This window comes from Pseudomonas sp. App30, assembly GCF_047947025.1.
Lineage (GTDB): Bacteria > Pseudomonadota > Gammaproteobacteria > Pseudomonadales > Pseudomonadaceae > Aquipseudomonas.
Map to the genome: position 1 here is coordinate 922,072 of NZ_CP133165.1, position 26,327 is coordinate 948,398.

The following is a 26,327-nucleotide window of genomic DNA, read 5'->3' on the forward strand; positions in this document are numbered from 1 at the left end:
CCGGCCGGTCGACGGGCGACGGCGGTAGAGACAGCCTAGACGGGTGTGGGCGTTAGGGCTAATAGCCTGGGTCTTGGGGGGCGATAGAGCCGCGCTCTCACACCGGGTGGAACAGGTAGTCGACCGTTTCGCGGTCATCCAGGGCGACACCCATGCCAGCCAACCGTGTGCGCAACTGGGGCGCCTGCGCACGCACCTGCCAGCTACCCGTCGCGGGTACCGTGGCCGGGGTATCCAGCGCATCAAGGGCACGCTGCAACGCCTCGCGGGCGGGGAAATAAATGGCCAGGCCATTGCCCTTCCAGGCCGCCGTGGTCAGGCCCAGCGCCACACAGGCGGCGACCTTGCGCGCCGCGTCGGCGCGGTCGGCCTGGCGCGAATGCTCGATGGCGCGGTTCAGCTCGGCGTCGCCGTCAGTGGCCAGCAGGCCTTCCGGTGCCCAGGCCGGTGGCGGGCAGTCCTTGTCGCCGGTGCGCAGCTCAATGAACGGGTTGATCTCCATGGGGTAGATGCGGCACACCTGCGGGCGTTCGGCGTAGATGCCGCACAGGTCGTCCTCGCGCAGGTTGGGGCAGCGCGGGATGGCCTGGCCGGCGAAAATGGCCGTCACCTGCAGGGTCTGGCCGCCACATTCGACCGGCGTGGCGCGGCGCACGTTGTAGGCGTAGGCCTCGGCCGACTGCGGCCAGGTGCCCTGCTCGAACGCTTCCAGCAGCACCGCCACGTCATGGCCGCGGCGCAGCCAGTGGCGGGCCTCGTCCAGGGTCAGGGGGATGAAGCGGCCCTTGCAGCAGGCGCCACACCCCACGCAGTGAAAGGGCGGGTGTACAGGGGTTGGGGCAGGCAAGGTCATACAGGTGGGCACGATCCAGACAATTGTGTCGCAAAGCATACACACCTGACACGATTGCGTTAATGAAACTCCCTTTATGCACTGCTGAGTTGGTTTCATCGGTCACCGCGCCTACAGCCCGGCCAGCGCCTCGCGCAGGTAGGCCAGGCTGCGGGTGATGGCCGCTTCCTCCGGGCCATGGTCGGGGTGGAGGAAATCCAGCTCCAGCGCCAGCAGGCCGTCGAAGCCGTGGTCGCGCAGCACCGCCAGGGTCCGTGGGATGTCGATCAGCCCCTGCCCCAACGGCACGCTGGGCCAGAAACCGAACTCCCGCGGGCTACCACGCCAGGCGCAGATATCCTTGAGGTGGGTGGCCTTGGCGTGGGGCGCCAGTTGCTCGATCACCCGCTGCGGGTCATCAAACAGGCGCAGGTTGTTGGCGGTGTCCAGGCACACGCCCAGGGCCGGGTTGGCTACCGCGGCCAGCAGTTCCAGGATTTCCGGCGCGTGCAGGTCGACGTGGTTCTCCATGGCCAGGGTCACGCCCCGCGCCCCGGCGTAATCGGCGGCGGCTTCGAGCAGCGGGATCAAGCCGGCCTTGTGCTCGGCCCACGAAGCGGGCCGGGTGCGCCGCCCGCCGGCGCAGATGCGCATGACGCGTGCGCCCAGGGTGCGGGCGATATCGACGTGGGCCTTGAGGTCAGCCAGTGCTTCAGGGCGACTGCCCGAGCCCAGCCCATGGGGGTGGCCCCAGGCCCAGACCAGCTCCTGCCCCGCGTGCCGAAGCTGTTGCCCCAGGCTGGCCAGCGCCCGGGGCGAGGCGTCGGTCAGCATGAACGACTCGATGGAAACCCCTTGTACCTCGTGGTTTTGCGCACGCTGGATGAAATCTGCGAGGTTCATGCGAACCCCGGGGTCGGTTTCGAGGTCTGGATAGACTTCGCCGAAGAAACGGTGATAGCAGTAGGAATCGATGGCGACTTTCATCAGGGCGCTCCTTATTGTTCTGGACACTGAACATGCGCCAAAGTGGAATGAAATTCCAATTCCATTCTTCATTCTTTGTTTAAAAATGTGCGGTAAACGACCACTCAGTCTCGACTTGCGGTTACGCTAGAATCGTCTATTGCTGCTTGACCATGGAGAACACCATGCCCGCTTTGTCACCTGCCCTGCGCCTGGCCACCCTGTCCCTGGGCCTGACGCTGGCTGCCCACGCCGCTGCCAGTGACGAGTCGCTGCTCATGGACTCGATCAACCAGTTTCGTGGCCAGGTGCAACGTTGCGACGGCCAGGCGTCCCATGAGCTGCCGCCCCTGAACCAGGACCCACGGCTGGTACTGCCTGCCAGCGGCGGCGGCGACCTGCGCGACGCCATGGCCCGCGCCGGCTACCCCATGGTCAGCGTGCAGGCCATCAGCCTGTCGGGCCCGCGCGACGCGCCAGCGGCCATGGCGGCGGTGCAGGAAAGCTTCTGCAAGGTGGTGCTCGACCCGCAGTTCATCGATATTGGCGTGAGCCACGAGGGTCGCGACTGGCGCATCGTGGTGGCGCGGCCGTTGCTGGCCGGCGGCCTGGGCGACTCGCCCGCCGAGGGCCAGAAGCTGCTGGCGCAGATCAACAGCGCCCGTGCCCAGGCCCATACCTGCGGCGCCCAGGCGTTCAACCCGGCGCCGCCCCTGGCCTGGAACGCCACCCTGGCCGGCGCGGCCCAGGCGCACGCCCAGGACATGGCCAACCGCAACTACTTCGACCACCTGGACCGCGACGGCCACACCCCCGGCGACCGCGCCGAGCTGGCCGGCTACAGCGCCCAGGCGCTGGGCGAGAACATCGCCGCCGGCCAGGACAGCGTGCGCAAGGTGGTGGCCGGCTGGCTGGCCAGCCCGGGCCACTGCGCCAACCTGATGAACCCGCAGTTCCGTGACCTGGGCGCCGCCTACGCCACCGACCCTAAGAGCGACGCGGGTATCTACTGGACCGGAATGTTCGGCAGCCAGCAATAACGCCTGGCGCTACACCGACTGCACCTGCACCCAGCGCTGTTCACGGGCCGCCACGCGAATGGCGGCGGCCAGGCGCTCCACCGCCAGCGCCTCGGCGAAGTCGGTGCCCACCTGCCCTTCCCCGGCCAGCGCCATGATCAGCGCGTGCACTTCGAGGGTCTTGAGTTCGTTGTAACCCAACTGATGGCCCGGCGCCGGGCTGAACGCTGCGTAGCCTGGCAGCGCCGGGCCTGCCAGCAGCCGCTGGAAACCGGCCTGGCCGGCGCGGCACAGTTGCAGTTCATTCAGGCGTTCCTGGTCGAACTTCAGGGTGCCCAGGGTGCCGCTGATTTCGAAACTGAGGTGGTTCTTGTAGCCGTGCTTGAGCCAGCTACTGCTGACCGTGCCGCGCGCGCCGTTGGCGAAGCGCAACAAGGCCTGGGTATGGTCATCGACGACGATGGGCTTGAGTTCAGCGCTGCCGGCCTGCACCGGGCGCTGGCGGTGCACGGTCTGGCTGTCGGCGCACACTGCCTGCACGTCACCGAGCAGGTAGCGGGCCATGGCCAGCAGGTGGCTGCCCAGGTCGGCCAGGGCGCCGCCGGCGTGCTGCGCTTCACAGCGCCACGACCAGGGGGCTTGGCCGTCGGCCATGAAGTCTTCGCAGAACTCGCCGTCGAAGCTGATGATCTGCCCCAGCTCGCCGTCGCGCACCATCTGCCGCGCCCATTCGATCATGGGGTTGTGCTGGTAGTTGTAGCCCACCCGCGTCACCACCCCGGCAGCCTTGGCGGCCTGGTGCATCTGCTCGGCCTGCTCCAGGCTGACCGCCAGCGGTTTCTCGCAATACACCGCCTTGCCCGCCGCCAGCGCGGCCATGGCCATGGGGAAATGCAGATGATTGGGGGTGGTGATGGCGACGACGTTCACCGCCGGGTCATCGATGAGTTTTTGCCAATCGCTGTGCGCCGTGGCAAAGCCCCAGGCCTGCGCGCACTGGCTGGCCCGCTGCGGGTCGGCGTCGGCCAGCGCGGCCAGGCGCAGGGAAACGGGCAGCTCGAACGCTGCGCTGACATTGCGAAACGCCAGGGCGTGGGCACGCCCCATGAAGCCTGTGCCAATGAGACCGATGCCGAGTTCGCGCATGTGAGGGGTGCCTGTTGTTGTTTTTGGGATGAGCTAGTTATGGAATATAAATTCTGTTTAATCAAGGACGGAATTTTTATTTTTAACCCGTTCCCTTGGCGTACACCCCAGGCTTGCAACACAAACCCATCAGGCAATCAAACAAGGCTGGCAACGCCTATCTGTCAGGCCATGGCACGGTGCAACAAACGTGGGAGGGGGTTCTACCCCCGAAGCGCCGCGCGGGCGGCGCTCGATCTCAAGCGCGCCAGAAGCCTCAAGGCATGCCCCCCAGAGCCATCACGCGATCATCCGACATGCCTATCAGATCCACAACAATCCGCGTAGCCGCTGCCGCCAGGCCGCGCTGGGCCTTGTGTACACGGGAAATCTCCAGCGCACGCCAGGGCCAGCGCAGCCTGGCGGCAGCGGCTACGCGGGTTGTGGGGTGGCTTGCAGGTGCTTGTCTTGGGTTAGGCGGCGCGCTGGCGATCGAGCGCCGCCCGCGCGGCGCGACCCGGCCTGATGGCCGGTGCTACATTTTTGCACCGTCCCAAGCTGAGCCCGCTGGATCGACGTTGCCACCGTTGCTGCCCGGAACCGTATTGTTTTGACATACGTCTGTAGGACCAAGCGTAGGACGATTCTGATTTGCTCGGGTAAGGTTGTGGGCCCCGGGCAGCGGTACTAATCTGCGCCGGTTGTTGAATCCTCAGCAGCCGGGTGTGGTAGCCCGAAGGAAATTACGCAGCGCCCCGTTATGGTGGCATGCGTAGGGCACGTTCGCGTGCGCCGGATCATTTCCCCGGTCTACCAACCTGCGTATTGCCACCTCCTTTCGTTTGGTAGCGAGGGGTTTATCCATGATGGAATAGGAAATGACATGAATTTCGAAATCCCCAGCCGCTTGCCCACCACCACCGCTACCCCTTTCGGCGCGTGCGACGCCCAGGACCAACCCTTCTACCTTGTACGCGCTGGCATCTCGCTGGAAGACACCTTGGTGCAAATCTCCCAGTTGCTCAAATCCGCGCACGAAGCCGCTTACGAACTCACCGACAGCGACTTGCCACAACGAGGGCTCGTGTGGTCGGCGTTGCATCAGATTGAAACGGCGAAAGGTCTTGCAGATGCGCTGATCAATGGCTTGGCCGAGCACGAACGCAGCGCTCGGTAACGCGGTATGGACGTAGCAGCTGCCGCAGGCTGCGTCGGGCCTTGCGTACACGGGAAATCTTCAGCGCACGCCGAGGCCAGCGCAGCCTGGCGGCAGCGGCTACGCGGGTTGCGGGGTGGTTTGCAGGTGCTTGTCTTGGGTTAGGCGGCGCGCTCGAGATCGAGCGCCGCCCGCGGCGCGACGCAGCCTGCGGCAGCTGCTACGCGAATGCGTGTACCGCTTGGATCGCGTTGCCTGCATCGCGGCCAAGGCCGGCTCCTACCACGAACGCGGTAGGAGCCGACTTTAGTCGCGATGCAGACGACGCCATTTCAAGACAGGTGCTGCTGCATCTGTTGCACCGTGCCATGGCCTGATGGGGCGGCGTTGCCAGCGACGCAGCCTGCGGCAGCTGCTACGGGCCGCATCACCCCTCGACGATGACGATGAAGTCCATGCCCGGGATGTTCACGCCATCCTGGGGCAGCTGCACGGGGATGCCCATGAACTCGCCGTCCACGTATTCCTTGGCCTTGGTGACCGCGTCGGCGGCGGCCTTGGACCACAGGTGCAGCTCTACCACTTTTTCGCCATCACGACGGTGCTGGGCGATTTCTTCGACGATGCGTTGCTTCACGGTATTTCCTTGTCTTTACAGAATGCCGGCGGCTTTGGCGCGCGCCGCGTGCAGTTTCTTGTAGCTTTCCACCAGGCGCAGGTGACGGTCCAGGCCTTCGAGCTGCATGTTGGTGGGGGCCAGGCCATGGAAGCGCACGCTGCCGTTGACCGTGCCGATGACCGCGTCCATGCGCTCGTTGCCGAACATGCGACGGAAGTTCACTTCGTAGTCTTCCAGCGCCAGGTCGCTGTCCATCTCCACTTCCAGCACCACGTTCACGGCCTGGTAGAACAGCCCGCGCTCGACGGTGTTGTCGTTGAACTGCAGGAAGGTTTCCACCAGTTCCTTGGCTTCTTCGAAGTTCTTCAGCGCCAGGTGGATCAGCAGCTTCAGTTCCAGGATGGTCAGCTGGCCCCAGGCGGTGTTTTCATCGAATTCGATGCCGATCAGGGTCTTGATGTCGGTGTAGTCATCCAGCTCGCTTTCTTCCAGCAGCCCCACCAGGTCGCGCAGGCCGTCGTCATCCTGCTGGTGCAGGTTGAGGATGTCTTCGCGGAAGAACAGCGCCTTGTTGGTGTTGTCCCAGATCAGGTCTTCCACCGGGTAGATCTCGGAATAACCGGGCACCAGGATGCGGCAGGCGGTGGCGCCGAGGTCGTCGTAGACGGCCATGTACACTTCCTTGCCCAGGCCTTCGAGGATGCCGAACAGGGTGGCGGCCTCTTCCTCGTTGGAGTTTTCGCCCTGGCCGGAGAAGTCCCACTCGACGAATTCGAAGTCGGACTTGGCGCTGAAGAAGCGCCACGACACCACGCCGCTCGAATCGATGAAATGCTCGACGAAGTTGTTCGGCTCCATCACCGCGTGGCTTTCGAAGGTCGGCTGCGGCAGGTCGTTCAGGCCTTCGAAGCTGCGGCCTTGCAGCAGTTCGGTGAGGCTGCGCTCCACCGCCACTTCCAGGCTTGGGTGGGCGCCGAAGGAGGCGAAGACGCCGCCGGTGCGCGGGTTCATCAGGGTCACGCACATCACCGGGAATTCACCGCCCAGGGACGCGTCCTTGACCAGCACCGGGAAGCCCTGGGCCTCGAGGCCCTCGATGCCGGCGACGATGCCCGGGTACTTGGCCAGCACCTCCTGGGGCACGTCCGGCAGCGCCAGCTCGCCTTCGAGGATCTCGCGTTTCACCGCGCGCTCGAAGATCTCCGACAGGCACTGCACCTGGGCTTCGGCCAGGGTGTTGCCGGCGCTCATGCCGTTGCTCAGGAACAGGTTCTCGATCAGGTTGGACGGGAAGTACACCGTCTCGCCGTCCGACTGGCGCACGTACGGCAGCGAGCAGATGCCGCGCTCGATGTTGCCCGAGTTGGTGTCGTACAGGTGCGAGCCGCGCAGCTCACCGTCGGCGTTGTAGATGGCCAGGCAGTGCTCGTCGAGGATTTCCTTGGGCAGCGCGTCCTTGCGGCCGGGCTGGAACCAGCGCTCGTTGGGGTAATGCACGAACGGCGCGTTGGCGATGTCCTGGCCCCAGAACTGGTCGTTGTAGAAGAAGTTGCAGTTCAGGCGCTCGATGAACTCGCCCAGGGCCGAGGCCAGCGCGCTTTCCTTGGTGGAGCCCTTGCCGTTGGTGAAGCACAGTGGCGACTGCGCGTCGCGGATGTGCAGCGACCAGACGTTGGGCACGATGTTGCGCCACGAGGCGATTTCGATCTTCATGCCCAGGCCGGCGAGGATGCCGGACATGTTGGCGATGGTCTGCTCCAGCGGCAGGTCCTTGCCGGCGATGTAGGTGCTGGTCTGCGCCGAGGCGTCCAGCATCAGCAGGGCCTGGGCGTCGGCGTCGAGGTTCTCGACTTCCTCGATGATGAACTCGGGGCCGGTCTGCACCACCTTCTTCACCGTGCAGCGGTCGATGGAACGCAGGATGCCCTGGCGGTCCTTGGCGGAGATGTCGGCGGGCAGCTCGACCTGGATCTTGAAGATCTGGTTGTAGCGGTTTTCCGGGTCGACAATGTTGTTCTGCGACAGGCGAATGTTGTCGGTGGGGATGTTGCGGGTTTCGCAGTACAACTTCACGAAATAGGCCGCGCACAACGCCGACGACGCCAGGAAGTAGTCGAACGGGCCGGGGGCCGAGCCGTCGCCCTTGTAGCGGATGGGTTGGTCGGCCACCACCGTGAAGTCATCGAACTTGGCTTCGAGACGGAGGTTGTCGAGAAAGTTGACCTTGATTTCCATGCGGAATTACCATAATTACGAGCGATACAATATGGCCCGCATTATCCGGTGTTCCACGGCAAAAGTCTTGGCCAATCCCCGTCCCCCGCCCCGCTTCATCGCTTTTTCGTCACGCCTGCGGCGGGCGGATCTCCACCCGCTCAAAGCGCCCGGCCAGCACCACGTAGGCGAAGATACCCAGCACGCCGTGGGCCGCCACGAACCACAGGGCCTTGTCGAACGAGCCGGTGGACGCCACCACGAAGCCGATCACCACCGGGGTGACGATGCCGGCGATGTTGCCGATACCGTTGAACACCCCGCCGCTCAGGCCGACCATGCCCTTGGGCGCGGTGTCCGACAGCACCGCCCAGCCCACCGCCGCCAGGCCCTTGCCGAAGAAAGCCAGGGCCATCAGCGCGATCACCAGCCAGTTGGCGTCGACGAAGTTGGCCGACACCAGGCTGGCGGCCAGGGTCATGCCGATCACGAACGGCGTCTTGCGCGCGGTGGAAGGGTGCATGCCACGGCGAATCAGGTAGTCCGACACCACCCCGCCCAGCACGCCGCCGGAGAAGCCGCAGATGGCCGGCAATGCCGCCACCCAGCCGGCTTCCATGATGGTCAGGCCGCGGCCCTTGATCAGGTAGATGGGGAACCAGGTGATGAAGAAATACGTCAGCGCGGTGATGCAGTACTGGCCCAGGTAGATGGCCCACAGGGCGCGGTTGGTGAACAGCTGCGCCACTTCGGCGAAGGTGAATTTCGGCTTGCTGGCCTTGCGCGTGGCTTCCAGGTCCACCAGCGCGCCGCCTTCGCGCATGTAGTCCAGCTCGGCGCGGCTCAGGTGCGGGTCGCTGTGGGGCTCGCGGTACAGCAGGAACCAGCACACCGTGGCCACCAGGCCCAGCGCGCCCATCCACAGGAACACGTGTTCCCAGCCCAGGGCGTGGGTCAGCCAGGCCATCAGCGGCGCGAACACCACCACGGCCATGTACTGCGCCGAGTTGAACAGCGCCGAGGCGGTGCCCCGCTCACTGGTGGGGAACCAGCAGGAAACGATGCGGTTGTTGGCCGGGAACGCCGGTGACTCCACCAGGCCCAGCATGAAACGCATGCCGAACAGGGTGATGGCGGCGCTGGAACCGACCACGCCGAACCACCCCACGGTGCCCTGCATCATGGTGAACAGCGACCACAGCAACAGGCTGCAGCCGTACACCCGGCGCGCGCCGAACTTGTCCAGCAGCCAGCCGCCGGGAATCTGCCCCAGGGCGTAGGCCCAGGCGAACGCTGAGAAGATCATGCCCAGCATCACCGGGTCCAGGCCCAGGTCCTTGACCACGCCGGTGCCGGCGATGGACATGGTGGCGCGGTCGGCGTAGTTGAGCACGGTGACGATGAAAATCAGCGAGAGGATGACGAAGCGGCGGCGGCCCACCCTGGCCTCGGCAATGGGGGTTGCCAACGAAGCGGTCTTGACGTTCATGGGTCTCTCCGGCCTCCTCGGTGGGAAGCTTTATTGTTGGAATAGAGCGGTAGGAACGGGGTGGCTTCAGGGTAGGAAATTCATCGATGCGCGTCTAACATAGAGACTGAATCGACCCATACAAGAATTGAATCGTGGAACTGCACCAACTGCGTTGTTTTGTCATGGTGGCCGAGGAGCTGCACTTCGGCCGCGCCGCCCAGCGCCTGTTCATGACCCAGCCGCCGCTGAGCCGGCAGATCCAGCTGCTGGAGCGCTCGCTGGGGGTGACGTTGTTCGACCGTGGCAACCGCCAGGTCAAGCTGACCACCGCCGGCCAGCACTTCCTGCGCGACGCCCGCCATGTGCTGGCCTACACCGAGCAGGCCGCCGACAGCGCCCGGCGCCTGGAGCACGGCGAGCTGGGCCAGCTGCTGCTGGGCTTCACCGCGGTGAGCGGCTACCGGCTGATCCCGCAGTTGCTGGAGCACGCCACCCAGGTGCTGCCCAACGTTGGCGTGGACCTGCGCGAGATGGTCTCCGGCGCGCAGATGGAGGCGCTGGAAGCCGGCATGATTGACATCGGTTTCGTGCGCCGCGCCGCCGCCCGCCCCGGTATCGACTACCAGCTGATCAGCCAGGAACCGCTGCTGGTGGCGCTGCCCGAGCGCCACCCGTTGGCGGCCCAGGCCGAGATCGCCCTCGCCGACCTCGACCGCCATCCGTTCGTGATGTATTCCCAGGACGAAGGCGGCTATTTCTACGACCGCATCGCCGGGCTGTTCAGCCTGGCCGGGGTGTGCCCCGACTATCGCTACTTCCTGGGCCAGACCCACTCGATCCTGGGCCTGGTGAAAGCCGGCCTGGGCCTGGCCATCGTGCCGGCGGCGGCGCGCGAGCTGTACCTGGGGCACCTGCAGTTCCGGCCGCTGCAAGGCACCCAGCCCCACGCCGAGGTGTACATGGTGGTGCGCCGCGACAACGCCAACCCGGCGGTGGGGCCGTTCCTGCGCATGGCCGCAACCTACTTCGCCAGCCCGTGATACCCACCTTGTGGGAGCTGGCTTGCCAGCGAGCTTTTATGGCCCCAACAGCTCGCTGGCAAGCCAGCTCCCACAGGCTGCGTCCTGCCCCACGGAGCATCGGGTAAAGCACAGCAATAGCTATACACAACCTATACAAAAATCTATATTGGTATAGGCTTTCAACCAGCGACCACCACCATGACCACCCGCCGCCTCTGCCTGGTAATGGGCGACCAGCTGTCCTTCGACCTGCCCTCGCTGCAGGGCATCGACCCCCGGCACGACTGCATCCTGCTGGTGGAAGTCATGGAGGAAGCCACCCACGTCCCCCACCACCCGCAGAAAATCGCCCTGGTGTTCAGCGCCATGCGCCACTTCGCCGACGCCTTGCGCCAGCGCGGTTTCACGGTGCAGTACGTGCACCTGGAAGACCCCGACAACAGCGGCTCGATACCCGGCGAACTGCTGCGCTGGCAGGCGCTGACCCAGGCCGCCGAGGTGCACGTCACCGAATGCGGCGACTGGCGCCTGGAACAGTCGATGCGTGACTGTGGCCTGCCCATTCAGTGGCACAGCGACAGCCGCTTCCTGTGCAGCCGCGACGAGTTCCGCCGCTGGGCCAAGGGCAAGCAGCAGCTGCGCATGGAGTTCTTCTACCGCGAGATGCGCCGCAAGAGCCGGCTGCTGCTCAACGGCGACGGCAGCCCGGTGGGCGGCGCGTGGAATTTCGACGAGGACAACCGCAAGCCGCTGCCGAAAAAGGTGGTGGCGCCCTACCCGCTGCACGTGCCCCGCGACGCCATCACCGACGAGGTCATCGCCCTGGTGGCGCGGCGCTTCGCCAGCCATTACGGCAGCCTGGCCAGCTTCGACTACCCGGTGACCCACGCCGAGGCGCAGGCGCTCTGGGCGCACTTCCTCGACTTTGGCCTGGCCGCGTTCGGCGACTATCAGGACGCCATGGCCAGCAATGAGCCGTACCTGTTCCACGCGCGCATCAGCGCGGCGCTGAACATCGGCCTGCTCGACCTGCGCCAGCTGTGCAGCGACGTCGAAGCCGCCTACTGGGCCGGCAGCGTGCCGCTGAACGCCGCCGAGGGTTTCATTCGCCAGTTGATCGGCTGGCGCGAATACGTGCGCGGCGTGTACTGGCTGCAGATGCCCGAGTACGCCCAGGGCAACCTGTTCGGCAACAGCCGCTCGCTGCCGGAGTTCTACTGGACCGCCGACACCCGCATGCACTGCATGCGCCAGGCCATCGGCCAGAGCCTCACCCACGCCTACGCCCACCATATCCAGCGGCTGATGGTCACCGGCAACTTCGCCCTGCTGGCGGGCATCACCCCCAGCGAGATCTGCGAGTGGTACCTGGCCATCTACATGGACGCGTTCGAGTGGGTGGAACTGCCCAACACCCTGGGCATGGTGATGCACGCCGACGGCGGCTACCTGGGCTCCAAGCCCTACTGCGCCAGCGGCCAGTACATCAAGCGCATGTCCAACTACTGCGGCGACTGCGCGTACAAGGTCAGCGAGAGCACCACCGAGGACGCCTGCCCGTTCAACGCGCTGTACTGGCATTTCGTGATCCGCCACCGCGACCGCCTGGGCCACAACCCACGCATGGCCATGGTCTACAAGAACCTGGCGCGGATGACCGAGGAGAAACAGCTGGCGCTGTGGGACCGCGGGCAGACGCTGCTGGCCCGGCTGGATGCCGGCCAGCAGCTGTAGGGTTTAAACGCTGACGACCACCTTGCCCACCTGCTGGTTGGCTTCCAGGTAACGGTGCGCCTGCTGGATCTCGTCCAGGGTGAAGGTCTTGGCGATGATCGGCGCCAGCTCACCCGATGCCAGCCCGGCGAGGATAAAGGCCTTGGCGCGGGCCAGCGCCGCCGGGTCGCTGACAATTTCCGCGTACAGGTAACCCTTGAGCGTCAGGCTCTTGCCCAGCACGGTGAACAGCGGGAACGGCGTCGGCTCGGGGCTCAGGGCACCGTATTCGAGGAGGATGCCGCCGCGGGCCATGCTCTGGGTCAGCGCCTCGAAACCGGGGCCGCCGATGGGGTCGAACACCACACGGGCGCCCTCGCCGCCGGTCAGGGCCATGACCCGCGTGACGATGTCTTCTTCATCGCTGACAATCACCTGGGCCGCGCCGGCGTCCAGCAGCGCCTGGGCCTTGGCGCGGGTGCGGGTGATGGCCACCGCCGTGGCGCCGACCCTGCGCGCGATTTGCAGGGCGGCCAGGCCGACGCTGCTGGAGGCGGCGGTCACCAGCACGGTGTCGCCGCGCTGCAGGTTTGCCTGCTCGATCAGCGCGCCCCAGGCGGTGACGTACTGCATCCACGAAGCGGCCGCCTGCTCGAAACTGAGGGTGGCCGGGTGCTTCACCACCAGGTACGCCGGCACGTTGGCCACCTCGCCGTAGGTGCCCCAGCGGGCGATGTCCAGCGGCGGAATCAGGCTGACCGCGTCGCCCACGGCCACGTCGGTTACGGCGCTGCCCACCGCGGCAACAATGCCGGCCGCCTCGTAGCCCAGGCGCGAGGGAAACTCGGCTTCCTGTAAATAAGCGTGGTTGCGGAACATCACTTCCGCGCGGTTCAGGCCGATGGCCTTGACGTTGATCTGCACCTCGTCCGCCGCCGGCGCCGGGACGTCCAGTGCTTCCAGGGCGAGGACGCTGGCGTCGCCGTATTGATGAATCCTGACAATGCGTGCCATGGGCTTAACTCCAGATGATGGGTGACATGGCCGCCAATCTAGTGGTTGGTGGCAGTGGGATAAAGGCCTAGGATAGGCCGACACTAGAAACAAAAGGTTTGGAATGGACCGCTTGACCCAAATGGCCACCTTCGTCAAGGCCGTGGAACTGGGCTCCTTCAGCGCCGCAGCGGACGAGCTCAAGCTGTCGCCGCAGCTGGTGGGCAAACAGGTGAAACTGCTGGAAGAACACCTGGGGGTGTCGCTGCTCAGCCGCACCACCCGGCGGCAGAGCGTCACCGATTTCGGCCGGGCCTTCTACCAGCGGGCCAAGCTGATCCTGGCCGACATGGAGGCCGCGGAAAACCTGGCGGCGGTGACCCGTGGCGTGCCCAGCGGGCGCCTGCGCATCAACGCGCCGGTGACCTTCGGCATGCGCAGCCTGTCGCCGCGCCTGCTCGAATACATGGTGCGCTACCCGCAGGTGGCCGTGGACCTGGCCCTGGACAACGACATGGTCGACCTGGTGGACGGCGGCTACGACGCCGTGTTCCGCATCGGCGAGCTGCCCGACAGCGGCCTCAAGGCCATCCCCCTGGCGCCCTACCGGCTGGTGCTGTGCGCCGCCCCCTCGTACCTGGGGCGGCGCCCGGCGCTGACCAGCCCCTGGGACCTGCAACAGCACGAATGCCTGGGCTTCGCCTTCGCCGATGGCCGCTCGCACTGGAGTTTCGAAGGCCCGGAAGGCCTGATCGATGTGCCGATTACAAGCAGATTGACCATCAATCAGGGCGACCCGCTGCTGGCCGCCGCCATCGCCGGCCTGGGCGTGGTGCTGCAACCCCAGGAGCTGGTACGCGACGCCCTGCGCGACGGCACCCTGTTGGCGCTGCTGCCGCAATACCAGGCCCCCGCCTCGCCAATGCACCTGCTGTACGCCCCGGACCGGCAGCTGACGCCCAAGCTGCGCAGCTTCCTGGACTTCGCCACGGCGGCGTTCAGGGAGTATTGAGCGCCGTCATTGCTTCAGCGCGTCATACGCCTCCAGCGCGTGCAGCGAATAGATATACGCAGCGCCGGCATTCAGGGAAATCGCCGTGGCCAGGGCCGCGGCAACCTCTTCGCGGGTAGCCCCGGCGGCAATGGCGGCTGCCGAGTGGCTGCCGATACAACCGTCGCAGCGCGTGGTGATGGCCACCGCCAGGGCAATCAGCTCGCGGGTCTTGGCGTCCAGCACGTTGTTTTCCGCCGCGGCGTCGCCAAGGGCCATGTAGGCCTTGACCATCTTGGGGTTGGATTGCGACAGGGCACCAAAGGATTTTTTGATCGTGCCGAGCAGGTCTGGCCAATGGCTGAACATGGTGGTATCTCCTGAGGTCGGCGCGGGGTTGCGCCGCGAGCACCTCAGTGTCTACCTGCTGCTGGGTACGGTCTTGTCCCAGTGGTCCGATTTATTGTCCAGGCGTCGCAGGCGCGCACTGCGTCACTCAAGCACCGGCCGCAAGAAGCTGCGCTCATAGCTCAGGATAAACTTGAGCTCGGTCGCCTCTTCCACCAGCCGCACGCACTCCGCGTCCTCGGCCGCCGCCTGGCGGTAGCGCTCGTAATCGGCAAGGCTGGGGAAGCTGAACAGGCAATAGGCGATGTTGTTCGCGCCTTCGGCCGGCAGGAAATAACCGTGGTGCTGGCCGCCCAGGCGAATGACCAGGCCGATCCATTGGCGCGAGTAGCGCTCGAACGCGGCAAGCTGGTACGGGTCGATGACGTATTTGACGTGGCAGGTGATCATGGCAACAGTCCCTTGAATAAACCGCCATTGTACCCGCCCCCGTAGCAGCGGCCACCAGGCCGCGTCATAGGCGCCGCAGAATCGCAGGCACACCGTGTCGGGCCTCTGACGCCGCCTGCGGCAGCTGCTACGGGGCCCCGCGCACCCCGCCGATCACGATGCACACGACGCGGTTTCTGTAGCAGCGGCCGCAGGCCGCGTCACCGGCGCCGCGCTTTTCCCGACATACTGCGGTGAGCCTGGACGCGGCCTGGCGGCGGATGGCCGCCCCGCCGCTGCTACAGGGGCAGGTGCATGTGAGTGGTTTGCCACACCGGATCCGGGTCCACGCTCACCAGCTCGAACCCCTGGCGCTGCCAGAAGTCTACCGCCCCGGCGAGGAAGGGATGGGTGTGCAGGTACATCACCTGCACGCCAGCTTGCCGGGCGGCCTGCTGCAGCTCGGCGTACAAGGCCCTGGCCAGGCCGACCCGGCGGTACGGCGGCAGCACGAACAGGCGTACCACCTCCACCACCTGCTGTCCCGGGTAATCCAGCGTGGGGAAACGGCGGTCGTACGGCAGGTAGCCGATGACGCCGACGATACGCCCCTGGTCACGGGCCAGCAGGAACCGCCCTGCCCCGTTGACATAGACCGCCTCGAACGCCGCCAGGTCGTCGGGCATGGCGCTGTCGCGCAGCTTGGGGAACATCTGCTCGCGCGCCGCCAGCACGAAGTCCAGCGCGGCGGGAATGTCCGCGCTGCGCACGCTTGTAATCTCAAACGGGCACGTCATCACGCCTTGCTCCTGCTTCAATGAATACTCACGACCAATTGGAAACCTGCCGCCATGACCCGACCCCGCTTCGCAACGCTCTATCTTGCCCTATCGCTCACCGCCTTGGCAGCGCCCGCCGCCTATGCCGCACCCCAGAACAGCGCCGAGCAGAACCGCGCGCTGGTGGTGGACTTCTACAACCGCTTCTTCAACCAGCACCAGGTGGCCGAGGCGTCGGCGGTGGTTGCCCCGCAATACAAGCAACACAACCCGCAGGTGCCGGACGGCAAGGCGCCCTTCGTGAACTATTTCACCGGTTACTTCAAGCAGTACCCCCACGCCAGCTCGCGCATCCTGCGCAGCGCGGTGGACGGCGACCTTGTGTGGCTGCACAACCACTCGCAAAGCGGGCCGGATGACCGCGGGCGGGCCATCGTCAACATCTTCCGCGTGAAGGATGGCCAGATCGTCGAGCATTGGGACGTGATCCAGGCCGTGCCGGAACATGCGGCGAACGACAACACCATGTTCTGAACCCGCCGCTGCTACACCGGGTTGGGGCTGTGTTGCAGGGCCTGCAGCCGGCCCTGCAGGTAATGGATCTGCCCCGCATCGTCGGGGTCGACCTGCCGCACGATCTGTAGGGCCTTGGTGTAGGCCGCGCTGGCTTTGGACCGGTCGCCTTGCGCCTCGTAGACCCGTGCCAGGTTGCTGTAGCGCAATATTACCTTGGGGTGGTTTTCCCCGAAGGTCGCCAGGTCGCTGGCCAGCGCCTTGCTCAGGAACACTTCCGCCTGGTCATACTGGCCGAGCCCACGGTAGGCGTCACCCATGTTGTTCCAGCGAATCGCAACCGTGGGGTGCGAGGGGCCGTGCAAGGCCATGTCGATATCCAGCGCCTGCTGGAACAATGGCAGGGCCGAGCGGTAATCGCCCTGCTGGGCATAGGCGTTGCCCAGGTTGTTCAGGGCGACGGCGACGGTAGCGTCGTGCTCACCCAGCAAGCGTTGGCGCAAGGCCAGGCTTTTGCGCAGGTTCGCGAACGCCTCGGCATTGCGCCCCAGCTTGCTCAGGGTGGTACCCAGGTTGTTGTAGCTGTCGGCGGTCTGCAGATCGTTGGCCCCCAGGGCGGCCAAGCGCATCTTCAAGGACTTCTGATAGCAGTCCAGCGCGTAGTCGAAGTTGCGCTGACGCTCATTGAAATAACCGAGGTTGTTCCAGTAGGTTGCCTGTTGGACGACGGATGCCCGGCCGGTTTTGCCGGCCGCCTCAAGTGCCTGGGTGACGAGGCGTATGGCGCTGCGGTCATCGCCCAGCACGGACACCGCGCGGGCCTTGATATTCAGCGCCTCGCTGTCGGCCGGGTCTATCGCCAACACGCGGTCGGCCTCCTCGATCGCTGCCTGATAGTGCTCTGCTGCAAACAGTGCCTGGGCCTGGTCGCTGGTGGCCAAGGGCGCCGCCTGGCAGCACAGCATCATCAACAACAGTGGCAACGCCATTAAGGTTTCAAAGCGGATAATGCGCATGGTGGTCCTTTCCATGGGGGGGGTGATCAGCCAGCCAACTGCTTCAGCGCCGCTACCAACGCCTGGATATCCGCCACGCTGGTATTGAGCCCCGGCGTGACGCGAATGCACGGCCCGCACGCCGAGCCGCTGCGAGCCACGGTAAAGATACCGAATTCGTTCAGCAGCCGCGCGGCCATGGCCCCTTGATCGGCCGCCTGGGTGAAGCGCAATGATGTGATGCCGCAGTACAGCCGCGGGTCATCCGGGGTCAGCACCTCGAGGTTCGGCAGTTGCCGCGCCTCGCCCACCCACAGGTCGCGCAGGTAGCGCAGGCGTGCGCCCTTCACCGCCCAGCCGCCGATGGCGGCATGCTCGGCGAACACCTCGGGCAGGGCCATCAGCGCCGGCACGTTGGGGGTGCCGTAGGGCGACAGGCAGCGGATGTCGTCGGCCGGGTAGCTTTGGCTGCCCATGTCCGGGTCGAAGGCCTGCAGGCGTTCGCGGCGCACGTGGATCACGCCAAGGCTCAGGGGCGCGCCGATCCATTTCTGCAGGTTGAAGCCGGCGAAGTCGATGCCAATGTCGGCCAGGTCGACCTCCAGCTGGCCGAGGGAGTGCGCGCCATCGAACACCACGTCGATACCCTGCGCCCTGGCCGCTTGGGCGATGGCCTTGACCGGCATGATCAGCCCGGTGCGGTGGGTAACGTGGGTCAGCGCCATCAGTCTCAGGCGCGGGTGGGCGACGAAGGCGTCGGTGTAGGCACTTACCAGGGCGTCGTGGCTGGCGGGGTGCGCGTGGCGGATCTCGATCACCTCCACGCCACGCGCCTTGGCCAGCCAGCGGAAGGCATCCTGCACCGCGTGGTAGTCCAGGTCGCTGATCAGCACCTGGTCGCCCGGTTGCAGGCGGTTGTAGTTGCGAATCAGCGAGAACAGCGCTTCGGAGGCGCTGCGGGCGAACGCCAGCTCGTCGGCAGGCAGGCCCATCAGCTCGGCCAGCTGCTGGCGGATGGCCAGGCTTTCACGGGTGTCGAACAGCTCGCGCACGTGCACCGCGTTGCTGCAGTTGACCTGGTCGATGGCCTGCTTGTAGGCCTCGACGACACCCTGGCTCATGCGGCCGAAGTAGCCATTGTCGAGGTTGATCACCTGCGGGTCGCGGGGGTAACGGCGGGCGATGTCGGCCCAGAAGGCCTCGTCGCTGGCCAGTTCAAACGGGGTGGGCATGGGATCTCCTTGAAAGGCGGACGCCGCCTGGCGGCAGCTGCTACGGGGCCAGGGGGAAGGCGCAAGGAGTATACCTGATGGATCGGGGTGGGCCGTGACGCGGCCTTGCGGCCGCTGCTACAGGTGTAGCAGCGGCCGCAGGCCGCGTCCTGTCAGGCCAAACGCTTGAGCAGCGCGTGGGCCACGGCTTCGGAGCTGGCCGGGTTCTGGCCGGTGATCAGCAGGCCGTCCTCGATGACGAAGGGCTGCCAGTCCGGGCCTTTCTCATACAGGGCGCCCAGGGCCTTGAACTCGTCTTCGACCAGGAACGGCACCACGTCGGTCAGGCCCACGCCCTCTTCTTCCGAGTTGGTGAAACCGCTGACGCGACGGCCCTTGACCAGCGGCTGGCCATCGGCGGCCTTGACGTGGCGCAGCACGCCCGGCGCATGGCAGACGAAGGAAATCGGCTTGCCGGCGCGCTCGAAGGCTTCGATCAGGGCAATGGACACCGGCGACTCCGCCAGGTCCCACAGCGGGCCGTGGCCGCCGGGGTAGAACACCGCGTCGAAGTCGCCGGCCTTGACGCTGTCCAGCTTCACGGTGCTAGCCAGCGCCTGCTGGGCGGCGGGGTCGGCCTTGAAGCGCTGGGTGAGCGCGGTCTGGAAGTCCGGCTCGTCGCTTTTCGGGTCCAGCGGCGGCTGGCCGCCAGCCGGCGAGGCCAGCACCACGTGGGCGCCGGCGTCCTTGAAGGCGTAATAGGGAGCGGCGAATTCTTCCAGCCAGAAGCCGGTCTTGCGCCCGGTGTTGCCGAGCTGGTCATGGGAGGTCAATACCATCAGTACGTTCATTGCCGTAGCCTCGCAAGGTGGGGAGCTGTTGAAGTGAATGGTAGGGCGGGCGGATGACACTCACAATGTCGTATCCGCAAGGATTCCGGACATCTGACAAAGCCGTTGCCAGTCCGTGCCCTGCGGCCGACAATCAGGCCTTTGCCCCGCCCTCCCGGAAGCCGGCCCATGCACAGCGTCGCCCTTGTGGTTTACCCCAATTTCCAGCCGCTGAGCCTGTCCATCGGCTCGGTGTTCGAGTGCGCCAACCTGCTGCGCGGCGAGCCGGCCTACGCCTTTCACCTGGTGTCGGAGCACGGCGGCGCGGTGATGAGCTCCCAGGGATTCTCGGTGAACACTACGCCCATGCGCGCCGAGGGCTACGACACGCTGATCGTCAGCGGCTATCTGGACTTCCGCCTGCCCGAGGCCAGCCTGCCGGCGCTGGTCAAGGCTGCGTCGGTGCATTCGCGGCGCGTGGTATCGCTGTGCATGGGCGTCTTCGTGCTGGCCGAGGCCGGGCTGCTGGACGACAAGCGCATCACCACCCACTGGCTGCACGCCCCTACCCTGCGCAAGCGCTACCCCCACCTGCAACTGGAAGAAGACCGCCTGTACGTGGTGGATGGCAACCTGTGGACCTGCGCCGGCATGAGCGCCAGCCTCGACGTGGCGCTGGCCCTGGTGGAAAGCGATCTGGGCCACGACCTGGCCCGCCAGGTGGCGCGCAAGCTGGTGATTGTCCAGCGCCGCGGCAGCGAGCAGTCGCAGCTGTCGGCGCTGCTGGAGCTGGACCCGCGCTCCGACCGCATCCAGCTGGCCCTGGCCTACGCGCGGGAGAACCTGCGCGACGACCTGTCGGTGGAAGCCCTGGCGGCCGTGGCGCGGCTCAGCCCGCGGCAGTTCAGCCGGGTGTTTCGCGAAGAGACCGGGCGCACGCCGGCCAAGGCCATCGAGGCGTTGCGCGTGGAAGCGGCGCGGGCGCTGATGGAAACCAGCCGCCACCCGGTGGAGGTCATTGCCCGGGAAACCGGCTTCGGCGACCGCGAACGGCTGCGCCAGGCCTTCCTGCGCGCCTTCGGCCAGCCGCCGCAAGCCTTGCAAAAACGCCTGGCCACACCATAACCACTGGGTGCCCCCCGTAGCAGCGGCCGCAGGCCGCGTCACTGGTGTGCAGGGGCCCCAAAGCTCACCTGATCGAAGCGCACGCCCTGCGCACCGTCGACCTGCACCGCCGCCGGCCCGCTGAAACGCACCCGCTCAAAGCTCAAGTCCCGGTGATAAATTCCATGAGCACTGTCGCCCTTGATCTCGATGCCAACGCCATGGTTGCCCTCGACGCTGACGTCACTCACCCGCACGTCGCGAAACTGCGCCGCCACCGCCGAGCGCCGGTAGTCGAGGATGGCGTTCGGGTCGTTGTAGTCCAGGGTAATGATGAACGCCTGCCTGGCCATGTCGCGCAGGGCCGAGTCACGGAAAATCACGTCGCGCCCGCCGCCGCCCATGAAGGTGGTGCTCTTCATCCGCAGCCCGGCGTCAGTGCCGTCGCCGATGTTGTCTTCGGCGACGATGCCCTCGATCCAGGCGCCGGTATGGCTGCCGACCACCACCATGCCATGGCCATGGCGGAAGTAGTTGTTGAAGATCCAGGCGCCCTGCTGCGGCGGCTGGTGCACCGCGTCGGCGCCTGTGCCGGCGGCGAAGTTGACGCAGTCGTCGCCGGTGTCGAAGACGTTGTTGAAGACCATGGCGCCGCGGCTGTTGGCGAACTCGATGCCGTCGCCGTTGTTGGCGTCGTAGGTGCGCTGGGTGGTGTTGGCCAGCACCACGTTTTCCGTCTCCAGGTTCATGATGCCGTGGTACGCCGGGTTCACCGCGGTGAAGCCGCCATAGAAGACGTTCCTGACGTTGCGCAGGGTGATCAGCGACGAGCGCATCTGCCCATAGGCGTCCTTGACGTTCATGCCGCGCGCCACCGCCTGCTCCACCTGGGCCTTGGCGAGGATGCCGTCCTGGGCATAGCGGCTGTTGTTGCTGGCCACATAGACGCCCTCGGGGTGCTGCTTCCAGCCGTTACCGTCGACAGTACCCAGGCCGACGATGCGGATGTTCTCGAAGTCCTGGTGCTGGCCGGGGTCGCGGGGCAAGGCGTTGAGCAGCGAGGCCGGGCGCAGCGTGGTCGAGTACGGGTACTGGCGGTAACCGGCCAGCGGGTAGTCCTCGGCCCGCTCGGAGCCCAGCAGGGTAGCGCCCTGGGCGATCTCCAGGGTCATGTTGCTTTTCAGGTAGAGCGCGCCGCTCTTGTAGGTGCCCCGGGGCAGCAGCACCTTGCAGCCGGGGGTGCAGGCGTCGATGGCGCGCTGGATGGCCTGGGTGTCCAGGTGGGTGCCGTCGCCCGTGGCGCCGTAGCGCTTGACGTCGAACACCGGCGCCACCGCGGTGGTGCGCTGTTCCAGCACCGGGCTGTCCGCCGACTCGTGGCCGCCGGCGTCCACCGCGCGCACCGTGAAGCGGTAGGCGGTGTCGGGTTTCAGGCCCTGGGCGGTGTAGCTGTGCAGGCCGATGCGGGTGTGGAACTGGCCGCTGTCCTGGGCGTAGAAGCGGTCCATGAGCGGCTTGGCCGGCGACACCTGGTCATGGTTGGCGTTGACGCTGCCCAGCAGCGTGCCATTGGCATACACCCGGTAGTCGCGGATGGCGGCGTGGCCGGCGGGCTTGTGCCACACCAGGATGACGCTGTGGTCGTCGTAGGCCAGGGTCGGCACTTGCAGGTCGGCCGGGGCGTCCAGCGCCCACGCCGGCAGGCTGCACACCAGCGCCAGGGTCGCCAGCAGGCAGCGGGGTATCGGGTTGCAGGGCATGTGAGGTTCCTTGGGCACGGTAGTGATTAGTTCGATCAACCGGCGAGCTGGCTGAAGTCACGGCTGGCCTGCACCAGCAGGCGGGTGTAGGCATGGCTGGCCAGGTCCTGGCCCAGCGCCTGGCAGTCCAACTGCTCGACGATGCGGCCCTGCTGCATCACCGCCACGCGGTCGCACAGGTGGGTCACCACGCCCAGGTCGTGGGTGACCATCAGGTAAGTGAGTTTCTCGCGCCGGCGCAAATCCGCCAACAGGTTGAGGATCTCCGCCTGCACCGACACGTCCAGCGCCGAGGTCGGCTCGTCGAGCAGCAGCACCCGTGGTTCGAGGATCAACGCGCGGGCGATGGCCACGCGCTGGCGCTGGCCGCCGGACAGCTGGTGGGGGTAGCGGTAGCGGAAACTCTCGTTGAGGCCGACCTTGAGCAGCAGTTCGTGGATGCGATCGTCCTTGTCGGCCACCTTGTGGATCACCAGCGGCTCGCGCAGCGCAGTGTCCACCGTGTGCCGCGGATGCAGGGAACCATAAGGGTCCTGGAAGACCATCTGCACGTGGCGAAAGTGTGCCTTGGGCAGCGTGTGCTGCAACGGCACGCCGGCGATGCTCAGCGCCCCGCTCCAGTGCCGGTACTGCCCGGCCAGGCAGCGCAACACGGTGGTCTTGCCCGAGCCGCTCTCCCCCACCAGGCCGAAGGCCTCGCCATCGGCGACGCTGAGGTTGACGTCGTGCAGCACCTGGTTGGCGCCGGCGCCGGTGCCGAAGCTCAGGTTCAGGGCGTGTGCGTGGATCATGGACATGGACGGCTCCTCAGTTGGTCAGCCACAGCGGGTCGCGTTGCAGCACCGGCAGCCGCTCGCGGCGGTTGTCCAGGCTCGGCAAGGCGGCCAGCAGGCCACGGGTATAGGGGTGTTGGGCATTGTGCAGGTCGCTGGCGGCCAGCGACTCCACCACGCGCCCGGCGTACATCACCAGCACGCGGTCGCAGTAGTTGCGCACCAGGTGCAGGTCGTGGCTGACGAAGATCAGGCCCATCTCCTGCTGCTCCACCAGCTCCTGCAGCACGCTGAGCACCTGCTGGCGCACCGACACGTCCAGGGCCGAGGTCGGCTCGTCGGCGATGATCACCTCGGGGCGGGTGATGACCATCATCGCGATCATGATGCGCTGGCCCATGCCGCCTGACACCTCGTGGGGGTACAGGTGATAGACCCGCTGGGGGTCGCGAATGTGCACCTTGGCCAGCATCTCCAGCACCCGCTCGCGGGCTTCCTGGCGGCTGGCCTTGTGGTGGGCCAGGTAGGCCTCGGCAATCTGCTCGCCCACCTTCACCACCGGGTTCAGGGAGTACTTGGGGTCTTGCATGACCATGGACATGCGCCGGCCACGAATGCCCTGCATGGTCTTTTCGCTGGCGGCCAGCAGGTCCACCTCGCCGAATTGCAAGGCCCTGGCGCTGATGTGCGCGCTGGCCGGGTGCAGCTTGAGCAGGCTGCGGCCCACGGTGGACTTGCCCGAGCCGGACTCGCCGACAATGGCCAGTTTCTCGCGCCCCAGGGTAAACGACACGTCGCGCACCGCGTGGGTGTGCCGCTGGCCGTTGACGAAGCGCACGTCCAGCCCTTCGACCTTCAACTTGATGTCAGACATACCGCCTCCGTTACTCGCTGCGCGGGTCAAGAATGTCCCGCAGGCCGTCGCCCAGCAGGTTGAACGCCAGGCTCACGAGCATGATCGCGGCCCCCGGCACGGCCACCAGCCACCAGCACTCGAGCATGTAGCGCCGGCCCGTGGAGATCATCGCGCCCCACTCCGGCGACGGTGCCTGGGCCCCCAGGCCGAGGAAGCCCAGGGCGGCGGCGGTCAGGATGATGCTGGCCATGTTCATGGTCAGGCGGATGATCACCGACGACAGGCACATCGGCACGATATGACGGACGATGATGCGCGCCGCCGAGGCGCCCTGCAGCTGCACCGCCACGACGAAATCGGCCTGGCGCAGCGCCAGGGTCTCCGCCCGCGCCAGGCGCGCGATGGGCGGCCACGACGTCAGCGCGATGGCCACCACCGCGTGCTCCAGCCCGGGGCCCAGGGCCGCGATGAAGGCCAGGGCCAGCACCAGGCTGGGGAACGAGATGAAGATGTCGGTCAGGCGCATGAACACCGTGTCCACTGCACCGCCGAAATAGCCGGACACCGTGCCGACCAGCAGGCCGATAGGGCCGACCACCACCGTCACCAGGGTGATGATGTACAGGGTGATGCGTGCGCCGTAGACCAGCCGGCTGAAGACATCGCGGCCGTATTCGTCGGTGCCCAGCCAGTGCCCGGCGCCTGGCGCCTGTAGGGCGGCGGCCAGGTCCTGGGCGGCGGGATCGTGGCTGGCCAGCCAGGGCGCGAAGGCGGCCACCAGCACCAGCACCAGCGCCACCAGCAGGCCGGCCAGGGTCATGGGGTCGCGCAGCAGTTGGCGCAGCAGTTTCACGCCGCGCTTGCAGGCCGCGTCGAAGCTGGAGCCTGGGGTGCCCAGCCGCGGGGCGGCGGGGACATCGGTCGAGGACAGATTGCTCATGAACAGGTTCTCGTTCAGGGAATGAGGATCGCCCGGCGCACCGGGCAGCCGTCAGCGTTGCTTGTACACGCCCAGGTAGCGCGTGGCCTCGGCGTCGTCGCCGGCGAAGCCCTTGACGTCGGCGGCGCTGACCACGGTGTCGGTCATCTGCGAGATCATCAGGATCGGCCCCACCTGCTGGTCGTACAGCGCCTGCGCCTGGTGGTACAGGCCCAGGCGCCTGGTGCTGTCGCGCTCGCGGCCGGCCTGGTCGATCAGCTGGTTGAGCGCCGGGCTGTAGAACGAGGCACGCCAACCCTGGAAATTCGCCAGCCCGGCGTCGTCGCTGTTGTCGGGGTTGTAGGCGAAGGTGCGCAGGCTGAAATACGGGTGCGGGTAACGCTCGGCACCACGGGCGACAATGATGTCGAAGGTGCGTGCGCGCATGGCGCCGTACACCTGGTTGCCGGTGCCAGTGACGATGCTGGCCTTGATCCCGCCTTCGGCCAGGGTGGCCTGCAGGCGTGCGGCGATGTCGATGTAGGGCGGCTCGGACAAGGTGCGGATGGTGGTACTGAAGCCGTTGGGGTAGCCGGCCTCAGCCAGCAGTTTTTTTGCCTTGGCCACGTCCAGGTGGTAGCCCGGGTCCGGCAGGCGTGCGGCCAGGCCCAGTTGCATGGGCTGCTGGTTGAGGGTGCCGTAGTACGGCATCACGCGCTGGTCCAGGCCCTGGTAGTCGATCAGGTCGCGCACCGCCTCGCGCACCTGGGGCTTGGCGAACTCGGGCTGCTTCATGCTCATGGCCACGTAATACATCGTGCCGCGCGCCAGCGACTGCACCTGCAGGCGGTGCTCGGCGTCAAGGGCGCGGATATCCGGCGCGGCCATGCCGAAGGCCAGGTCCAGGTCACCGCGTTCCAGCATCAGCCGCAGGGACTGCGACTCGGTCATGTTGCGCACCACCACGCGCTTGAGCCGCGGCGCGCCGCTCCAGTAGCCATCGAAGCGGGTCATCAGCAGCACGTCGTTGGCGTTCCATTTGCCCAGCACGAACGGCCCGCTGCCCGCCTCGTTGGTCACCAGCCAGCTGGCGCCCAGGTCGCCGTTCTTCTCATGGGCCAGGGCCGCCTGGCGGTCCACCACCACGGCGCTGGGCGAGGTGGCCAGGGAGTCGATCACCAGCAGCGGGTCCATGGCCCGCGGCAGCTCCACCACCAGGGTCAGGTCATCGCTGGCGCGAATCAGCGCCTGGATGTTGTCGACGCTGTAGCCGTAGGCTTTCCAGGTGGTGGCCAGGCCGTAGTTGAGTTTCATCACCCGGTACAGCGACCAGGCCACATCGTGCGCGGTGAGCGGGTTGCCCGAGTGGAACTTCACCCCCGGGCGCAGGTGGAAGGTCACCTGCTTGCCGTCCTCGCTGACCTCCCAGCGCTCGGCCAATTGCGGCAGGTGCTGCTCCGGGTTGCCGCGGTCGCGCTTGATCAGCGTGTCGTAGAGGTTGGCGTTGATGCCCGAGGCGTCCAGGCCGGGGGCGTTGGCGGGGTCCAGGGAAAACAGGCTGACCAGGCTCATGCCTACGATCAACTGGTCCACCGGCGTCTTGGCGGTAGCCGCGGCCACGGGCGCCAGGGCCAGCACGGTCGCCAGCAGGCAGCGGTTCATACAGGCAGTCTTCATATCAAGCATCCT

25 protein-coding genes are annotated in these 26,327 nt (G+C 66.4%); 7 read left to right on the plus strand and 18 right to left on the minus strand.

Features of this window, described 5'->3' with window-relative positions; genetic code table 11:
* Positions 1–97 precede the first annotated feature (97 nt).
* Together RAM80_RS04015 and RAM80_RS04020 are read right to left on the minus strand one after the other, a co-directional pair.
* Complete coding sequence (locus RAM80_RS04015) at positions 98–853, minus strand: YkgJ family cysteine cluster protein (protein ID WP_416424944.1); 756 nt, start codon at positions 851–853, stop codon at positions 98–100.
* A gap of 111 nt (positions 854–964) precedes the next feature.
* The gene (locus RAM80_RS04020) at positions 965–1,819 is read right to left on the minus strand and encodes a sugar phosphate isomerase/epimerase family protein (RefSeq protein WP_416424945.1); all 855 of its coding nucleotides are present in this window, start codon (positions 1,817–1,819) and stop codon (positions 965–967) included.
* Between the two features lie 164 nt (positions 1,820–1,983).
* On the opposite strand from RAM80_RS04020, the gene RAM80_RS04025 reads away from it, so the two are divergent.
* Positions 1,984–2,838: a CAP domain-containing protein gene (locus tag RAM80_RS04025; protein ID WP_416424946.1), complete on the plus strand. Its 855-nt coding sequence runs from the start codon at positions 1,984–1,986 to the stop codon at positions 2,836–2,838.
* 9 nt (positions 2,839–2,847) lie between these two features.
* Here RAM80_RS04025 and RAM80_RS04030 read toward each other — a convergent pair whose 3' ends face one another.
* Positions 2,848–3,963 carry a Gfo/Idh/MocA family protein gene (locus tag RAM80_RS04030; RefSeq protein ID WP_416424947.1) on the minus strand — a complete coding sequence of 372 codons (1,116 nt, stop codon included), beginning with the start codon at positions 3,961–3,963 and terminating at the stop codon, positions 2,848–2,850.
* 862 nt (positions 3,964–4,825) lie between these two features.
* Here RAM80_RS04030 and RAM80_RS04035 point away from each other — a divergent pair.
* A complete protein-coding gene (locus tag RAM80_RS04035) occupies positions 4,826–5,119 on the plus strand; it encodes a DUF3077 domain-containing protein (protein WP_416424948.1) in 294 nt (97 codons plus the stop codon).
* Between the two features lie 406 nt (positions 5,120–5,525).
* Here RAM80_RS04035 and RAM80_RS04040 read toward each other — a convergent pair whose 3' ends face one another.
* The 3 genes from RAM80_RS04040 to RAM80_RS04050 form a co-directional block, all read right to left on the minus strand.
* Positions 5,526–5,735 (minus strand): hypothetical protein, encoded by a 210-nt coding sequence (locus RAM80_RS04040; RefSeq protein WP_416424949.1) that lies wholly within the window; start codon positions 5,733–5,735, stop codon positions 5,526–5,528.
* A gap of 15 nt (positions 5,736–5,750) precedes the next feature.
* Positions 5,751–7,952 (minus strand): OsmC domain/YcaO domain-containing protein, encoded by a 2,202-nt coding sequence (locus RAM80_RS04045; RefSeq protein WP_416424950.1) that lies wholly within the window; start codon positions 7,950–7,952, stop codon positions 5,751–5,753.
* Between the two features lie 109 nt (positions 7,953–8,061).
* The gene (locus RAM80_RS04050) at positions 8,062–9,420 is read right to left on the minus strand and encodes an MFS transporter (RefSeq protein WP_416424951.1); all 1,359 of its coding nucleotides are present in this window, start codon (positions 9,418–9,420) and stop codon (positions 8,062–8,064) included.
* A gap of 134 nt (positions 9,421–9,554) precedes the next feature.
* Between RAM80_RS04050 and RAM80_RS04055 the strand changes: the two genes are divergently transcribed.
* Positions 9,555–10,442 (plus strand): LysR family transcriptional regulator, encoded by an 888-nt coding sequence (locus tag RAM80_RS04055; protein WP_416424952.1) that lies wholly within the window; start codon positions 9,555–9,557, stop codon positions 10,440–10,442.
* 180 nt (positions 10,443–10,622) lie between these two features.
* Entirely contained in the window at positions 10,623–12,158 is a 1,536-nt protein-coding gene (locus RAM80_RS04060; RefSeq protein WP_416424953.1) for a cryptochrome/photolyase family protein, read from the plus strand.
* Positions 12,159–12,161: 3 nt separating this feature from the next.
* On the opposite strand, the gene RAM80_RS04065 is transcribed toward RAM80_RS04060, so the two are convergent.
* The gene (locus RAM80_RS04065) at positions 12,162–13,151 is read right to left on the minus strand and encodes a zinc-dependent alcohol dehydrogenase family protein (RefSeq protein WP_416424954.1); all 990 of its coding nucleotides are present in this window, start codon (positions 13,149–13,151) and stop codon (positions 12,162–12,164) included.
* Between the two features lie 103 nt (positions 13,152–13,254).
* Between RAM80_RS04065 and RAM80_RS04070 the strand changes: the two genes are divergently transcribed.
* The gene (locus tag RAM80_RS04070) at positions 13,255–14,142 is read left to right on the plus strand and encodes a LysR family transcriptional regulator (RefSeq protein WP_416424955.1); all 888 of its coding nucleotides are present in this window, start codon (positions 13,255–13,257) and stop codon (positions 14,140–14,142) included.
* Between the two features lie 6 nt (positions 14,143–14,148).
* On the opposite strand, the gene RAM80_RS04075 is transcribed toward RAM80_RS04070, so the two are convergent.
* From RAM80_RS04075 to RAM80_RS04085, 3 genes are all read right to left on the minus strand, one after another.
* On the minus strand, positions 14,149–14,490 hold the full coding sequence (locus tag RAM80_RS04075) for a carboxymuconolactone decarboxylase family protein (RefSeq protein WP_416424956.1): 342 nt from the start codon (positions 14,488–14,490) through the stop codon (positions 14,149–14,151).
* 123 nt (positions 14,491–14,613) lie between these two features.
* Positions 14,614–14,919, minus strand: a complete 306-nt coding sequence (locus RAM80_RS04080; RefSeq protein ID WP_416424957.1) for an NIPSNAP family protein — start codon at positions 14,917–14,919, stop codon at positions 14,614–14,616.
* Between the two features lie 278 nt (positions 14,920–15,197).
* Positions 15,198–15,695, minus strand: coding sequence for a GNAT family N-acetyltransferase (locus RAM80_RS04085; protein WP_416424958.1), 498 nt, complete (start codon positions 15,693–15,695; stop codon positions 15,198–15,200).
* A gap of 54 nt (positions 15,696–15,749) precedes the next feature.
* On the opposite strand from RAM80_RS04085, the gene RAM80_RS04090 reads away from it, so the two are divergent.
* Positions 15,750–16,211, plus strand: a complete 462-nt coding sequence (locus RAM80_RS04090; protein WP_416424959.1) for a nuclear transport factor 2 family protein — start codon at positions 15,750–15,752, stop codon at positions 16,209–16,211.
* 11 nt (positions 16,212–16,222) lie between these two features.
* On the opposite strand, the gene RAM80_RS04095 is transcribed toward RAM80_RS04090, so the two are convergent.
* From RAM80_RS04095 to RAM80_RS04105, 3 genes are all read right to left on the minus strand, one after another.
* Positions 16,223–17,206 carry a tetratricopeptide repeat protein gene (locus RAM80_RS04095; RefSeq protein WP_416424960.1) on the minus strand — a complete coding sequence of 328 codons (984 nt, stop codon included), beginning with the start codon at positions 17,204–17,206 and terminating at the stop codon, positions 16,223–16,225.
* 26 nt (positions 17,207–17,232) lie between these two features.
* Positions 17,233–18,417 carry an aminotransferase class V-fold PLP-dependent enzyme gene (locus tag RAM80_RS04100; protein ID WP_416424961.1) on the minus strand — a complete coding sequence of 395 codons (1,185 nt, stop codon included), beginning with the start codon at positions 18,415–18,417 and terminating at the stop codon, positions 17,233–17,235.
* Between the two features lie 152 nt (positions 18,418–18,569).
* Positions 18,570–19,247 (minus strand): type 1 glutamine amidotransferase domain-containing protein, encoded by a 678-nt coding sequence (locus RAM80_RS04105; RefSeq protein ID WP_416424962.1) that lies wholly within the window; start codon positions 19,245–19,247, stop codon positions 18,570–18,572.
* Positions 19,248–19,415: 168 nt separating this feature from the next.
* Between RAM80_RS04105 and RAM80_RS04110 the strand changes: the two genes are divergently transcribed.
* Positions 19,416–20,351 carry a GlxA family transcriptional regulator gene (locus tag RAM80_RS04110; protein WP_416424963.1) on the plus strand — a complete coding sequence of 312 codons (936 nt, stop codon included), beginning with the start codon at positions 19,416–19,418 and terminating at the stop codon, positions 20,349–20,351.
* A gap of 38 nt (positions 20,352–20,389) precedes the next feature.
* Here the strand turns inward: RAM80_RS04110 and RAM80_RS04115 are convergent, their stop codons facing one another.
* Genes RAM80_RS04115 through RAM80_RS04135 form a run of 5 tightly spaced genes read right to left on the minus strand, consistent with a single transcriptional unit; the run spans position 20,390 to position 26,315 of the window.
* Positions 20,390–22,090, minus strand: a complete 1,701-nt coding sequence (locus RAM80_RS04115; protein WP_416424964.1) for a glycosyl hydrolase family 28 protein — start codon at positions 22,088–22,090, stop codon at positions 20,390–20,392.
* A 35-nt stretch (positions 22,091–22,125) separates the two neighbouring features.
* The gene (locus RAM80_RS04120; protein ID WP_416424965.1) at positions 22,126–22,887 is read right to left on the minus strand and encodes an ABC transporter ATP-binding protein; all 762 of its coding nucleotides are present in this window, start codon (positions 22,885–22,887) and stop codon (positions 22,126–22,128) included.
* Positions 22,888–22,897: 10 nt separating this feature from the next.
* Positions 22,898–23,737: an ABC transporter ATP-binding protein gene (locus RAM80_RS04125; RefSeq protein WP_416424966.1), complete on the minus strand. Its 840-nt coding sequence runs from the start codon at positions 23,735–23,737 to the stop codon at positions 22,898–22,900.
* Positions 23,738–23,747: 10 nt separating this feature from the next.
* Entirely contained in the window at positions 23,748–24,659 is a 912-nt protein-coding gene (locus RAM80_RS04130) for an ABC transporter permease (protein ID WP_416424967.1), read from the minus strand.
* Positions 24,660–24,710: 51 nt separating this feature from the next.
* Positions 24,711–26,315 carry an ABC transporter substrate-binding protein gene (locus tag RAM80_RS04135; RefSeq protein WP_416424968.1) on the minus strand — a complete coding sequence of 535 codons (1,605 nt, stop codon included), beginning with the start codon at positions 26,313–26,315 and terminating at the stop codon, positions 24,711–24,713.
* Positions 26,316–26,327 lie beyond the last annotated feature (12 nt).

Bases quoted from the DNA above. Each gene is read 5' to 3' on its own strand.
- RAM80_RS04065 (WP_416424954.1), bottom strand. From the start codon at position 13,151: ATGGCACGCATTGTCAGGATTCATCAATACGGCGACGCCAGCGTCCTC.
- RAM80_RS04120 (WP_416424965.1), bottom strand. From the start codon at position 22,887: ATGTCCATGATCCACGCACACGCCCTGAACCTGAGCTTCGGCACCGGC.
- RAM80_RS04015 (WP_416424944.1), bottom strand. From the start codon at position 853: ATGACCTTGCCTGCCCCAACCCCTGTACACCCGCCCTTTCACTGCGTG.
- RAM80_RS04050 (WP_416424951.1), bottom strand. From the start codon at position 9,420: ATGAACGTCAAGACCGCTTCGTTGGCAACCCCCATTGCCGAGGCCAGG.
- RAM80_RS04095 (WP_416424960.1), bottom strand. From the start codon at position 17,206: ATGCGCATTATCCGCTTTGAAACCTTAATGGCGTTGCCACTGTTGTTG.
- RAM80_RS04090 (WP_416424959.1), top strand. From the start codon at position 15,750: ATGACCCGACCCCGCTTCGCAACGCTCTATCTTGCCCTATCGCTCACC.
- RAM80_RS04080 (WP_416424957.1), bottom strand. From the start codon at position 14,919: ATGATCACCTGCCACGTCAAATACGTCATCGACCCGTACCAGCTTGCC.
- RAM80_RS04025 (WP_416424946.1), top strand. From the start codon at position 1,984: ATGCCCGCTTTGTCACCTGCCCTGCGCCTGGCCACCCTGTCCCTGGGC.
- RAM80_RS04135 (WP_416424968.1), bottom strand. From the start codon at position 26,315: ATGAAGACTGCCTGTATGAACCGCTGCCTGCTGGCGACCGTGCTGGCC.
- RAM80_RS04115 (WP_416424964.1), bottom strand. From the start codon at position 22,090: ATGCCCTGCAACCCGATACCCCGCTGCCTGCTGGCGACCCTGGCGCTG.
- RAM80_RS04045 (WP_416424950.1), bottom strand. From the start codon at position 7,952: ATGGAAATCAAGGTCAACTTTCTCGACAACCTCCGTCTCGAAGCCAAG.
- RAM80_RS04070 (WP_416424955.1), top strand. From the start codon at position 13,255: ATGGACCGCTTGACCCAAATGGCCACCTTCGTCAAGGCCGTGGAACTG.
- RAM80_RS04030 (WP_416424947.1), bottom strand. From the start codon at position 3,963: ATGCGCGAACTCGGCATCGGTCTCATTGGCACAGGCTTCATGGGGCGT.
- RAM80_RS04060 (WP_416424953.1), top strand. From the start codon at position 10,623: ATGACCACCCGCCGCCTCTGCCTGGTAATGGGCGACCAGCTGTCCTTC.
- RAM80_RS04035 (WP_416424948.1), top strand. From the start codon at position 4,826: ATGAATTTCGAAATCCCCAGCCGCTTGCCCACCACCACCGCTACCCCT.
- RAM80_RS04100 (WP_416424961.1), bottom strand. From the start codon at position 18,417: ATGCCCACCCCGTTTGAACTGGCCAGCGACGAGGCCTTCTGGGCCGAC.
- RAM80_RS04130 (WP_416424967.1), bottom strand. From the start codon at position 24,659: ATGAGCAATCTGTCCTCGACCGATGTCCCCGCCGCCCCGCGGCTGGGC.
- RAM80_RS04125 (WP_416424966.1), bottom strand. From the start codon at position 23,737: ATGTCTGACATCAAGTTGAAGGTCGAAGGGCTGGACGTGCGCTTCGTC.
- RAM80_RS04020 (WP_416424945.1), bottom strand. From the start codon at position 1,819: ATGAAAGTCGCCATCGATTCCTACTGCTATCACCGTTTCTTCGGCGAA.
- RAM80_RS04105 (WP_416424962.1), bottom strand. From the start codon at position 19,247: ATGAACGTACTGATGGTATTGACCTCCCATGACCAGCTCGGCAACACC.
- RAM80_RS04085 (WP_416424958.1), bottom strand. From the start codon at position 15,695: ATGACGTGCCCGTTTGAGATTACAAGCGTGCGCAGCGCGGACATTCCC.
- RAM80_RS04075 (WP_416424956.1), bottom strand. From the start codon at position 14,490: ATGTTCAGCCATTGGCCAGACCTGCTCGGCACGATCAAAAAATCCTTT.
- RAM80_RS04110 (WP_416424963.1), top strand. From the start codon at position 19,416: ATGCACAGCGTCGCCCTTGTGGTTTACCCCAATTTCCAGCCGCTGAGC.